This window comes from Actinoplanes sp. NPDC026619, assembly GCF_040638295.1.
Lineage (GTDB): Bacteria > Actinomycetota > Actinomycetes > Mycobacteriales > Micromonosporaceae > Actinoplanes.
Window position 1 is genome coordinate 1 of the sequence record NZ_JBEZYA010000013.1, and the last position, 12,460, is coordinate 12,460.

Sequence of the window (12,460 nt, forward strand, 5' to 3'; positions counted from 1 at the left end):
AACCCCCGGTGGGTAATACACCACCAGCGTCCGAACCCACCCACCACCAGCGAAAACACAACCAAGATCAAACTAGCCGCGAAACTCCCGCTAGGGTCGCTGCCGTGGACTCAATGATTCATGCGCGCGGCCTGGTGAAAAGGTTCGCCAATCCCAAGGCGGCACCGTTCACGGCGGTCGACGGCATCGACGTCGATGTGCGGCGGGGCGAGGCGTTCGGGTTTCTCGGTCCCAACGGCGCCGGCAAGAGCTCGACCATGCGCATGATCGGGTGTGTGTCGCCACCCACCGACGGCGTGCTGCGCATTCTGGGGCTGGATCCGCGACGCGACGGCCCGAAGATCAGGGCGAAGCTCGGCGTGTGTCCCCAGCTGGACAATCTGGACATCGAGCTGACGGTGCGGGAGAACCTCACGACGTACGCGCGGTTCTTCGGCATTCCCCGCAAGGTGGCCCGGCAGCGGGCCGCCGAGCTGCTGGAGTTCGTGCAGCTCGACGAGCGCGCCGACAGCAAGGTCGAGCCGCTGTCCGGCGGCATGAAACGGCGGCTGACGATCGCCCGGGCCCTGGTCAACGAGCCGGAGATCGTGCTGCTCGACGAGCCGACCACCGGCCTCGACCCGCAGGCGCGGCATCTGGTGTGGGAGCGGTTGTTCCGGCTCAAGCAGCAGGGCGTGACGCTGGTGCTGACCACGCACTACATGGACGAGGCCGAGCAGCTGTGCGACCGGCTCGTGGTGATGGACGGCGGCCGCATCGTGGCCGAGGGCTCCCCGCGGGCGCTGATCGAGCAATATTCCACGCGCGAGGTGGTGGAGCTGCGGTTCGCCGCCGAGTCTCAGGAGGCTTACGCGGAGAAGCTCGCCGGCCTGGGCGAGCGGCTCGAGGTGCTGCCCGACCGGATCCTGCTCTACGTGGCCGACGGCGACGAGGCCGCGGCCGAGGTGCAGCGGCGGTCGCTGGCGCCGGCCAGTGTGCTGGTGCGGCGCAGCAGCCTGGAGGACGTGTTCCTGCACCTCACCGGCCGGACGCTGGTGGACTGATGGTCGCCGGGGCGTACGTTCTGGAGTACCACCTGGTCAACTACCGCCGCACGTGGCGGTCAAGCGCGCTGTCCACTCTGGTCATGCCGCTGCTCACGATGCTCGGCTTCGGTGTGGGCGTCGGCTCGTTCGTGTCCGGCGGCGTCGACGGGGTGCCGTACCTGGACTGGATCGTGCCCGGCCTGATCGCGTCGACCGCCGTGCAGGCGGCGATCGGCGAGGCGACCTGGCCGGTGCTGAGCTACTTCGAATGGCTGAAGGTCTACTTCGCGCAGGCCGCGGCGCCGCTGCGGGTGGCCGACATCCTCGGCGGTCACCTGGCGTTCATGCTGTTCCGCATCCTGTCCAGCGCGGCCGCGTTCCTGGTGGTGGCGGCCCTGTTCGGCGCGGTGCACTCGTGGTGGGCGCCGGCGACCCTGGTCGTGTCGCTGCTCGTGGGGCTGGCGGTGGCGGCCCCGGCGGTGGCCTACAGCGCGAGCATCACCAGCGACAGCTACCTGGCGATCCTGATGCGGTTCGCGGTGCTGCCGATGTCGCTGTTCTCCGGGGTGTTCTTCCCGGTGGACTCGCTGCCGGTGGTGCTGCGCTGGGTGGCGTACGCGCTGCCGCTGTGGCACGGGGTCGAGCTGAGCCGGGACGCGATGCTGGGCCTGGCGCCCGGCTGGCTGGGCCTGGTGCACGTGGTCTACCTGCTGATCTGGTGCGCGGCCGGGTGGACGCTCGCGCACCGTTGCTTCCGACGCCGGCTGGCGGTCTGAGATGGTTGGCGGTTTGAAATGTTGACTGCTGTTCTGCCGAAACTCGTCGCCTTCGAGGGGACCGGGCGCCGGGCCGCGTCGGTGACCGAGCGCAACATCAACTGCCTGCGCTCGACGTATTGGATCGTGATGGTGTCCGGCTTCCTCGAGCCGGTGCTGTACCTGTTCTCGATCGGCGTCGGCGTGGGCAGCCTGATCGGCGACATCGAGCTCGCCGGCGGCCGGTTCGTGGGTTACGCCGAGTTCGTCGCCCCGGCCATGCTCGCGGCGTCGGCGATGACCGGTGCGCTGTCCGAGACGACCTTCAACTTCTTCGGAAAGATGAAGTTCATGCGGCTGTACGAGGGGATCCTCGCGACGCCGGTGCGTCCGATCGAGATCGCCCTGGGCGAGCTGGCCTGGGCGATGGTGCGCGGGATGCTCTACTCGGCCGCGTTCCTGGTGATCATGGTGGCGATGGACCTGACCAGCGCCGCCCGGGCAGCCGCCATGCTGCCGGCGACGATCCTGATCGGGTTCTCGTTCGGGGCGCTCGGCATGGCCGTCTCGACGGTCATCCGCAGCTGGCAGGATTTCGACCTGATCGTTTCCGGCCAGTTCGCCCTGTTCCTGTTCTCCGGCACGTTCGTCCCGGCAACCGCCTACCCGGCCGCGGTCCGCTGGGTGATCGAGGCGACGCCGCTCTACCGTTCGGTCGACCTGGTCCGCGCGCTGAGCCTCGGCCCGGTGGGGTGGACCCAGGCTTGGGACGTCCTCTACCTGCTGGCGCTGCTCGCCGTGGGCCTGATCGTCGCAGGCCGCCGAATGAACGCAATGCTGTGCAAATGAGCGCGATGTCGTGCAAACCGTGATGTCGTGCAAACCGTGATGTCGTGCCGGCAAGCGAGCGGTGGCCGCTCTCTGTCGTTTCCGTGAGCGGCCACCGCTGTTCGTGCGACGGTTAATCCGTGCTGAGGCCGCGTTCGCTGCCTTTCTTGATCTTGCGGTCGTCGCGCAGCTCCAGGAACGGCTCGTCGGTGGGGTCGTGGCCGGCCGCGATGGCCCGGCCGCGTTCCAGTTCGGCGTCGAGCTCGGCGCCGAGCAGGATGGCGATGTTCGAGATCCACAGCCAGACGAGGAAGGCGATGACACCGCCGAGCGTCCCGTAGGTCTTGTCGTAGTTGGCGAAGTTGCCCAGGTAGATCGCGAAGCCACCCGATGCGATCAGCCACAGCACCACCGCGAAGATCCCGCCCGGGCTGACCCAGCGGAAGCCGCCGGTCTTCGCGTTCGGCGACGCCCAGTAGAGGATCGCGAACATCAGGCTGATCAGCACGATCAACACCGGCCACTTGGCGATGTTCCAGGTGGTGACAGCGACGCCGCCGAAACCGAGCTTCTCGCCGACGATCCGGGCCACGTCGCCGGTGAAGATCACGATGAAGGCCGACGCGATGAGCATGATGCCGATGACGGCAGTGACCGACACCCGGATCGGCAGGGTCTTCCAGATCGGCCGTCCCTCGGGAACGTCGTAGACGGCGTTGGAGGCACGCATGAAGGCGGCGGTGTAGCCGGAAGCCGACCAGAACGCCAACACGATACCGAGGATCGCGGTGAAGCTCGACGCTCCCGAGTCGCCCACCTGGTCGAGGACGGTGTTGACCAGTTTCGTGACTTCCTGGCTGCCGGTCAGCTGGCTGACCGTGTCCTTGACCGTGTCCTGGCCGTTCGGGCCGAGCAGGCCGACGATCGACACCAGCACCAGCGCGCCCGGGAAGATCGACAGGACGCCGTAGTAGGTGAGCGCCGCCGCCCAGTCCGAGATGTTGTCCTCGGAGAACTGCTTGAACGTGCGCTTGATCGCGGCGAACAATCCCTTGGCCCCAAGTCCGGTGGGCGCGTGGGGCCCGGCCTCAGGCGGCGTGGCCGACCCTGAGTAGTCCCGTTCCGGTCCGGTCTTGGTTGTCCGCGCGGCCTCGAGATCGAAATCCTCGGCCCCGGTGGCGTAAGCCTTGCCGTCCCGCCCGCTGGTGGCTCGTTTGCTGTCGTCCCGTTCGCTGGTGGCTCGTTTGCTGTCGTCCCGCTCGCTGGTGGCTCGTTTGCTGTCGTCCCGCTCGCTGGTGGCTCGTTTGCTGTCGTCTCGCTCGCTGGTGGCCGGCTCGCCGGCGGTCCGGTCATCGCCCGCTGTGGCGGGGGCGCGGTCGGTGGCCCGGTCGTCGTTGGTGGCGCGCTCGGATTGTTCGTTCTCGGCCGAGTCGGCCCTGTGGAAGAGCTTCATTGCAGGGTCCCCTCCGGGCAAAGGCGGTCTTTCCGGCCGCCCGCCGCACGTGTTCAACATCCCCGCCACGTGCGGATACGACCAGTACCGCAATGCCCACGCAGAGCCCCTTCCTAACGCCCTACCCCCAAGACCACCCGCACGGTCGGGAACGGCGGACCCTTCAGGCACCCAGCTCACCCGCGAAGCGCTCCCGCCGGAAGTGGGGCGGCTGGGGTGAGGGGCGGCTGGGGTGAGGGGCGGCTGGGGTGAGGGGCGGCTGGGGTGAGGGGCGGCTGGGGTGAGGGGCGGCTGGGGTGAGGGGCGGCTGGGTGAGGGGACAGCGTGCCTCGCCCCGTCGCCGGCCGGGCCTTTGGTGGTGGGGCGGGCCGTGTCTTGGCCACAAGGTGGGCCGGCCCCCGTCGTGAGGCTGGCTGTGGGGTTGGGGGTCGCCGGGCCGGGGGCGGGGGACGGGTCGGTGTTGCAGGGTGGTCTGCCCTGGGGCGGGGGCGGCGCTGTGCGGTTGGGGGCGGTGCCAACTCCGTATAGCTGCTTGGGGTGGGGTGGGAAATGGCTGATCAACTTGGGGGCGCGGTGCCGACTTTTGCTGTTGGTGACGAAAGTTGGGACTGAAACGCTAGAAGGTCTGGACTGGTGGGGCGGAACGCGCCTAGTGTGACGGGCGCAACACCGCGTGTGTGAAGGTTCCGCTCGGAGGTGTCCGTGTTTCTGGTTGATGCTCCCCACCTGCGGATTTTGCGGCTTCTTCGGGATGAAGGGGCGGTTTCGCGGGCTGAGTTGGGGGACCGGCTCGAGTTGACTCGGCCGCGGCTGCTTGCTGAGGTCGAGCGGCTCGTTGCGGCGGGGCTCATCGCTGAGGCGGGGATGGCGGCCTCGCGTGGTGGGCGGCGGTCGACGCTGGTGGAGATTCATCCGCGGTTGCGGTTCGCGGCGGTGGATCTCGGGGCCAGTTCGATCGACATCGAGGTCGTCAATGGGCGGCTGGAGCCGGTTGCGGTTTATCGGGAAGCCGCCGATATCCGGTCCGGGCCCAAAGTGATATTGCAGCGGGTCAATGAACTGCTCGCCAAAGCTCGCACCGACGGCGCCTACGAGCGGCTCGATGCGGTCGGGATCGGGGTGCCGGGGCCGGTCAGTTTTCGCGACGGGGTGCCGGTCTCGCCGCCGATCATGCCGGGGTGGGACCGCTATCCGGTGCGGGAACTGCTCGCGCGGGAGCACAGCTGCCCGGCCGTGGTGGACAACGACGTCAACATCATGGCTATCGGCGAGCGGCACGGTGGGGTCGCGCATTCGGTGGACGATTTTCTGTTCGTCAAGATCGGCACGGGAATCGGCTGCGGGATTCATCTCGCGGGGACGGTTTTTCGCGGGGTCGACGGGTGTGCGGGGGATATCGGGCACATTCAGGTCGATGCCAACGGGCCGGTCTGCTCGTGCGGCAACGCCGGATGTCTGGAGGCGCTGTTCAGTGGGGCGGCGCTGTCCCGGGACGCTCTTGCGGCGGCGCGGGCGGGGGAGTCGCCGGCGCTGGCCGAGCGTCTCGCCGGGCGGCTGGCCGACGGCGGGGAGCTCACCGCCAAGGATGTGGCGGAGGGGGCGGCCGAGGGGGACGTCACCTGCATCCGGCTGATCCGCGAAGGCGGGCGGCGGGTCGGTGGGGTCCTGGCCACGCTGGTGTCGTTCGCCAATCCTTCGATGATCGTGATCGGGGGTGGTATGGCCCAGCTCGGGCACGTACTACTGGCCGAGATCAGGAGTGTCGTCTATCGGCGGTCGCTGCCGCTGGCCACCGGGAACCTTCCGGTCGTGCTGTCCGAACTGGGCAGTCGCGCCGGGGTGACCGGGGCCGCGGTGCTCGCCAGCGACATGGCTTTCGAGCAGGCGTCATGACCGCCCCGGCCGGCGATGCCGGCGAGGTCAGAGATGTCGGCGAGGTCGGCGAGGTCAGGGAGGTCGATGAGGTCGGTGAGGTTGTTCTGCGGCTCACCGACGTCGTCAAGACGTTCCCGGGGGTGCGGGCGCTGGATGGTGTTCAGCTGCAGGTGCGCGCGGGCGAGGTGCACTGCCTGCTCGGGCAGAACGGGGCCGGCAAGTCGACCCTGATCAAGGTGCTCGCCGGGGTGCACCACGCGGACGGCGGTGAGATCAGCTGGCTGGGGGCGCCGTTCGCGCCGGCCACGCCGCAGGCCGCGATGCGGGCCGGGATCGCCACCATTTATCAGGAGCTGGACCTGGTCGACGACCTGTCGGTGGCCGAAAATGCGTTCCTCGGGCACGAGCAGAGCCGGTTCGGGTTCACCCGGCGGCGGGCCATCGCGGCGCGCACCCGCGACATCCTGGCTCGGCTCGGTCACCCGGAGATTCCGCCGCGCCGCCTGGTCAAACACCTTCCGGCAGCGGGGAAGCAGATCGTCAGCATGGCGCGTGCGCTCTCGCACGACGCCCGGCTGATCGTCATGGACGAGCCCAGCGCCGTGCTCGCCCATGACGAGGTCGCCAACCTGTTCCGGATCATCCGGGAGCTGACCGCGCAGGGCATCGCCGTCATCTACATCTCGCACCGGCTGGCCGAGATCCGCGAGATCGGCGACCGGGTCACGGTCCTCAAGGACGGCCGCACCACCGCGGCCGACCTGCCGGCCCGCACCACCGGAACCCGGGAGCTGGTCGGCAAGATGACCGGCCGCAGCATCGAGTACGTCTTCCCGGAGCGGACGCCGATAGCGGGGGAATCGAGAGCCGGCGAGCCGATCCTGGTCGTGGACGGGCTCACCCGGCACGGCGAGTTCGCCGACGCGTCGCTCGCGGTCGCGGAAGGCGAGATCGTGGGAATCGCCGGCCTGGTCGGCTCCGGCCGCTCCGAGCTGCTCGAGACCATCTTCGGCGCCCGCCGCCCCGACGCGGGGACGGTCACCATGGCCGGTCGCCGGATCACCGGTGTCGGGTCGGCCGTGGCCCGCGGCATCGGCATGGCCCCGGAGGAGCGCAAGAGCCAGGCGCTGCTGCTCGACGAGCCGGTCTACAAGAACATGACGCTGGCCTCGTTCGCCGGGTTCGCGCACGCCGGTTTCACCGACGCCCGCGACGAGCGGGCCGCCGCGCTGCGCACCGCCGATCTGCTCGATCTGCGGCCCCGCGACGTCGACCGGCCGGTGCGCACGCTCTCCGGCGGCAACCAGCAGAAGGTCGTGGTGGGGCGCTGGTTGCTGGGCGGCACCCGACTGCTGCTGCTCGACGAGCCCACCCGCGGCGTCGATGTCGGCGCGCGCGCCGAGTTGTACCAGGTGATCCGCGGGCTGGCCGACGACGGCGTGGCCGTGCTGCTGGTCTCCAGCGAGGTGCCCGAGGTGCTCGGCCTCGCCGATCGGGTCCTGGTGATGCGCGAGGGCCGGCTCGTCCACGAGGCGCCGGCCGACGAACTCGACGAGGACACCGTCCTCGACCTCGTCATGGCGGGATCGCTGACGGCGGATTCATTGATGGCTGAGTCGCAAATGGTCAACTCGCTGGTGGAAGGGGAGCCGAAGTGATCGCCGAGGCAGTGCCGGCCAAGACCCGGCGCCAGATGGACGACGGCGCGATCCGCAACCTGGGTCTGGTCGGGGTGCTGGTCATCCTGGTGGTCATCGGGATCGTCACCAGGCCGGAGCTTTACTCCGACCCGATCTGGGTGCACAACAACGTGCTGGTGATCCTCCAGCAGGCGTCCGCGATCGGGGTGGTCACGGTCGGCATGACCTTCGTGATCATCGGGGGTGGCATCGATCTGTCGGTCGGCGCGATCATCGCCCTCGCCGGCGTGTGGAGCACGACGCTTGCCACGCAGGGCTACGGCGCCGCCGGCATGATCTTCACGGCCCTGGTGGTCGGCCTCGCGGTCGGCGTCGTCAACGGGGTGCTCATCTCGTACGGGCGGCTCGTCCCCTTCATCGCCACCCTCGCCATGCTGGTGTCGGCTCGTGGCCTGGCCGCGCAGATCTCCGGCAAACAGACCCAGGTCTCGGCGAACGACACGATCAACGGCATCGCCACCACGAAGGTGATCGGCATCCCGCTGCTGGTGTGGATGCTGGCCGTGGTGGTGGCGGCCGGCTGGGTGCTGCTCAACCGCACCACGTTCGGCCGGCGCACGGTCGCGGTCGGCGGCAATCCGGAGGCGGCCCGGCTGGCCGGCATCAACGTCAAACGACACACCGTGATGCTGTACGCCTTGAGCGGGCTCTGCTGCGGCATCGGCGCGATCATGCTCACGTCCCAGGCGACCAGTGCTCAGGCCGCCATGGCGAACCTGTACGAACTCGACGCGATCGCTGCGGCGATCATCGGCGGCACGCTGCTCAGCGGTGGCCGCGGCACCATCGTCGGCGCCCTGTTCGGGGTGCTGGTCTTCTCCACCATCACCAACCTCTTCGCGATCAACAACCTCTCCACCGAGGTCCAGAACATGGTCAAGGGCGGCATCATCGTCGCCGCGGTGTTGATCCAGCAGTTCCGATACCGCTCTCTCACGCAACTACTCAAGCGCTGATCTCTCGCCCGGCCTGCTCTCTTCCGGGTACCCCTTGGGAGGAATCATGTCCGCTTTGTCCCGCAGGCACGTTTTGTTCGGTGGCGCGGCCGTCGGCGCCGGCGCCCTGCTGACCGCCTGCACCAGCAACGACCCCGGTAACAACACCCAGGTGAAGACCAATGAAAGCGGGGACGCGAACGCCGCGACCGGCCAGAAGGTCGTCATCGGATTCTCGGCGCCGGCCGCCGACCACGGCTGGATCGCCGCCATCACCAACAACGCCAAGGCGCAGGCGGCCGCGTACTCCGATGTGGAGCTCAAGAGCGTCGAAGCCGGCGCCGACGCGGCCGCGCAACGGGCCGCCCTGGCCACGCTGATCTCGCAGAAGCCCACCGTGATCGTGATGCTCCCGTACGACGGCAAGGAGCTCAACGCGGCCGGCCTGGAGGCGATGCGGGCCGGCATTCCGGTGGTCAACCTCGACCGCGCGTTCCCCTCGCAGGCCGCCTTCCGGCTGCAGATCAAGGGCGACAACTTCGGCATGGGGCTGGCCGCCGGCACCTACATCGGCGAGCAGCTCAAGGCCAAGGGCGTCAGCAACCCGATCATCGGGGAGATCCCCGGCATCGACTCGCTCGAGCTGACCCAGGAACGCACGCAGGGATTCAACACCGCATTGGCGACGTACGGGTTCAAGGTCGCCAACCGCAGGCCGGCCGAGTTCACCGCCGACTCGGGTCAGGCGTCCGCGACCTCGCTCCTGCAGGCGCTGCCCAAGATGGACGCGCTCTGGAACCACGACGACGACCAGGGCATCGGGGTGCTCGCCGCGATCAAGCAGGCCGGCCGCAGCGAGTTCTTCATGGTCGGCGGCGCCGGCTCCAAGGTTGCCATCGACGCGATCGTCGCCGACAACAGCGTGCTGAAGGCGACCGTCACCTACAGCCCGTCGATGGCCTCGTCGGCGATCTCGCTGGCCCGGTTGATCGGCCAGGGCAAGGGCCTGGGTGACCTGGTCGAGCTGCAGGTACCCAAGGAGATCACTCTCGCTTCCGAGACGATCACCAAGGACAACGCCGCGAAGTACGCCAAGCTGGGGTTCTGAGTCGATCTTCAGCATCGCCGGGAAAGTCGCCGGCCGGGAAGTAGGGGGATTCATGTCGGAACAGCTGCGGGTCGGCATGGTCGGCTACGCGTTCATGGGCGCCGCGCATTCGCAGGCGTGGCGCACCGTGAACCGATTCTTCGACCTGCCGCTGTCGGCACGGATGCGGGTGGTGTGCGGCCGCTCCCCGGACGGGGTGGCGGCCGCGGCCGCCAAGTTCGGGTGGGAATCGCACACCACCGACTGGCGGGCTGTGATCGAGGACGACGACGTCGATCTCGTCGACATCTGCACGCCCGGCGACACGCATGCCGAGATCGCCCTGGCCGCGCTCGCCGCCGGCAAGCACGTGATGTGCGAGAAACCCCTGGCCAACACGGTGGCCGAGGCCCGGGAGATGGCGGCGGCGGCGACGGCTGCGCAGACCCGGGGCGTACGCAGCATGTGCGGCTTCAACTACCGCCGGGTGCCCGCCGTGGCCCTCATGCGCCGCCTGGTCGAGGCCGGCCGGATCGGCGACATCCGGCACGTGCGCGCCGTCTATCTGCAGGACTGGATCGTCGACCCGGAGTTCCCGCTGGTCTGGCGCCTGCGCAAGGAGGTGGCCGGGTCGGGCGCGCTCGGCGACATCGGCGCCCACATCATCGACCTGACCCAGTTCGTGACCGGGCGGTCGATCCGGTCGGTGACGGCCATGACCGAGACGTTCGTGAAGTCCCGGCCGTTGCCGGGCGCCTCGGCCGGGCTGTCGGCGTCGTCGTCCGGGCTGTCGGCGTCGTCCGGGCTGTCGTCGTCGGGGCCCGAGCGGGGCGACGTCACGGTGGACGACGCGGCGCTGTTCCTGGCCCGGCTCGACGGCGGGGCGATCGCCACCTACGAGGCGACCCGTTTCGCGACCGGCCGCAAGAACGGGCTGCGGGTCGAGCTGAACGGCTCGCTCGGCTCGCTGGTCTTCGACTTCGAGCGGATGAACGAGCTCGAGTTCTACGACGCCGCGCTGCCCGGCGCCGACCAGGGCTTCAGTCGCATCCTGGTGACCGAGCCGGAGCACCCGTACATGGCGGCGTGGTGGCCGCCCGGGCACCTGATCGGTTACGAGCACTCGTTCACCCACGAGATGCGCGACCTGATCGAGGCGATCGGCGTCGGCAAGGACCCGGCGCCGTCGTTCGCCGACGCGCTGCAGGTGCAGTTGGTGCTGGACGCGGTGTCGCGTTCGGCGGCGTCAGCACAGTGGACCGAAGTTGAGGCCGTCTGAGATCCGGCTCGGGGCCGCCGTGGACGTCCGTCGCGGAGCCGGTGAGGGAACGGTGCGGTTGCGCCCCGCGCCGGGCCGGCCCGCGACGGTGCGGCGAAGATCTTTCGTTCGCACGAGTGATCGTCGCGTGCGTGTCCGAACGTGCATATGACGCACATAGATAACGCTCTCCCGCGGTGTTGCGGCTTGCTTGCGCACCCTTCTACCGGCAGGTCACCATAGCCGCAGGCATCGGCGACCGCCGATCTTCTGCCGTTCCCACGATCATGTTGGTGCCGGTCACCGCGTCGCACGGTACGTACGCCGCTGATCCTGTGGACACATGACGCTCGTATCGGGGGGTAGAGGGACCCCACGGATGGAGGCGTCATGGCAACCCGACGGACCGCCCCGCACGCGTCGAGGATCGGCGGCGGCATGGTCCATACTGGACGCCAACGCACTTGCGGATGCACGTGCATCTGCACCGGTGCGATCGGGCGGGGAGGGTTCTGATGCGGCTGAGACATCCTTCCGGCCGGATCGTGCACCTCAGTTGTGAGATCGCCCCGCGACCCGAGAGCAATCTACCGGGACTCGTCGATCGGCTCGACACCTACGGTGCCGTCCGTGCCCGGCTCGGCGCCGACCGGCTCGGTGTGAACCTCTGGCTTCCTCCCGCACTCGCCGCCGCCCTCGCCGTAGAGAGCCGCGCCCGCACCCGGCTTCGTGCCGAGCTCGACGCCCGTCGTCTCGAGGTCGTCACGTTGAGCGGGGCGCCCTTCGCCGAGGGCGGCGGCGATCAGCCCACCACCGAGCCAGAGCCAACGTGGACCGAACCGGCTCGCCGGGAGTACACGCTGGACCTCGCCCGCATCCTGCTCGACCTGCTCGACGCCGACGCGGTCCGCGGCGCGGTCAGCACCATGGGCCTCGGCCCCCGCACGGGCTGGGCCGAGGCGTCCGACAAGGCCGGCGCCGGCATCCTGCGCCGGCTCTCGGCCGGCCTGGCCGACCTGGCCTGGCAGAACGGGCGCGCCGTCCGGGTCGGTTTCCAGCCCGGCGCCGGGTTCGTGCTCGACACTCCGGAGCAGACCGTGGCGGCGCTCAGCCGCATCGACAAGGAACGCCTCGGCGTCTGCCTCGACCTCGGCCACATCGCCCGCACCTGGGCCGACCCGGCCGCCGGCATCGAGGCGATCACCGACGCCGGCCTGTCGGTCATCGAGGTCCGCCTCACCGCCGTGCCCGGCGGCACGACCGAGCCATGGCGCACCGCCCTGCGTCAGGTCTTCGGCGCCGCCGGGCCCCTCACCGAATATCTGACCCTGCTGTCGCGCACCCCCGACCCGACGCCGGAGCAGGTCGCGGCCGACGTCGCCTACCTCCTCGCCGAACTGGCCGCCCTCGGCCTCGCGCCCGAGGTCGAGCCCTGCCCCGTGCGTTAACGCCGCCCGGTGTGGGGCTCGCCGCTGGGATCGACCCGTGCTGGGATTGACCCGTGCTGGGATTGGCCCGTGCTGGGATTGACCCGTGCTGGGATT

General features: G+C 69.4%; 10 protein-coding genes. 9 read left to right on the forward strand and 1 reads right to left on the reverse strand.

Translation table 11 applies throughout. The features are described 5' to 3' along the window. Positions 1 to 113: 113 nt before the first annotated feature. Genes AB0E90_RS26300 through AB0E90_RS26310 form a run of 3 tightly spaced genes read left to right on the forward strand, consistent with a single transcriptional unit; the run spans position 114 to position 2,629 of the window. On the forward strand, positions 114 to 1,043 hold the full coding sequence (locus tag AB0E90_RS26300) for an ABC transporter ATP-binding protein (RefSeq protein WP_360411684.1): 930 nt from the start codon (positions 114 to 116) through the stop codon (positions 1,041 to 1,043). Beyond that, the gene (locus AB0E90_RS26305; RefSeq protein ID WP_360410936.1) at positions 1,043 to 1,801 is read left to right on the forward strand and encodes an ABC transporter permease; all 759 of its coding nucleotides are present in this window, start codon (positions 1,043 to 1,045) and stop codon (positions 1,799 to 1,801) included. Before AB0E90_RS26300 ends, AB0E90_RS26305 begins: the two co-directional genes overlap by 1 nt. Before the next feature lie 18 nt (positions 1,802 to 1,819). Beyond that, positions 1,820 to 2,629, forward strand: coding sequence for an ABC transporter permease (locus AB0E90_RS26310; protein ID WP_360410939.1), 810 nt, complete (start codon positions 1,820 to 1,822; stop codon positions 2,627 to 2,629). A 112-nt stretch (positions 2,630 to 2,741) separates the two neighbouring features. Here AB0E90_RS26310 and AB0E90_RS26315 read toward each other — a convergent pair whose 3' ends face one another. Beyond that, on the reverse strand, positions 2,742 to 4,061 hold the full coding sequence (locus AB0E90_RS26315; protein WP_360410942.1) for a YhjD/YihY/BrkB family envelope integrity protein: 1,320 nt from the start codon (positions 4,059 to 4,061) through the stop codon (positions 2,742 to 2,744). Positions 4,062 to 4,763: 702 nt separating this feature from the next. On the opposite strand from AB0E90_RS26315, the gene AB0E90_RS26320 reads away from it, so the two are divergent. The 6 genes from AB0E90_RS26320 to AB0E90_RS26345 all read left to right on the forward strand — a co-directional run bounded on the left by AB0E90_RS26320 (position 4,764) and on the right by AB0E90_RS26345 (position 12,364). Then, entirely contained in the window at positions 4,764 to 5,954 is a 1,191-nt protein-coding gene (locus tag AB0E90_RS26320) for an ROK family transcriptional regulator (protein ID WP_360411687.1), read from the forward strand. Continuing rightward, on the forward strand, positions 5,951 to 7,594 hold the full coding sequence (locus AB0E90_RS26325; RefSeq protein ID WP_360410945.1) for a sugar ABC transporter ATP-binding protein: 1,644 nt from the start codon (positions 5,951 to 5,953) through the stop codon (positions 7,592 to 7,594). The genes AB0E90_RS26320 and AB0E90_RS26325 overlap by 4 nt, the downstream gene beginning before the upstream one ends. Positions 7,595 to 7,629: 35 nt before the next feature. Next, a complete protein-coding gene (locus AB0E90_RS26330; protein ID WP_360411690.1) occupies positions 7,630 to 8,592 on the forward strand; it encodes an ABC transporter permease in 963 nt (320 codons plus the stop codon). A gap of 46 nt (positions 8,593 to 8,638) precedes the next feature. Beyond that, positions 8,639 to 9,679, forward strand: coding sequence for a substrate-binding domain-containing protein (locus AB0E90_RS26335; RefSeq protein ID WP_360410948.1), 1,041 nt, complete (start codon positions 8,639 to 8,641; stop codon positions 9,677 to 9,679). Positions 9,680 to 9,731: 52 nt separating this feature from the next. Further along, entirely contained in the window at positions 9,732 to 10,937 is a 1,206-nt protein-coding gene (locus AB0E90_RS26340; RefSeq protein ID WP_360410951.1) for a Gfo/Idh/MocA family oxidoreductase, read from the forward strand. Between the two features lie 494 nt (positions 10,938 to 11,431). Beyond that, positions 11,432 to 12,364, forward strand: a complete 933-nt coding sequence (locus tag AB0E90_RS26345) for a TIM barrel protein (protein ID WP_360410954.1) — start codon at positions 11,432 to 11,434, stop codon at positions 12,362 to 12,364. Positions 12,365 to 12,460 lie beyond the last annotated feature (96 nt).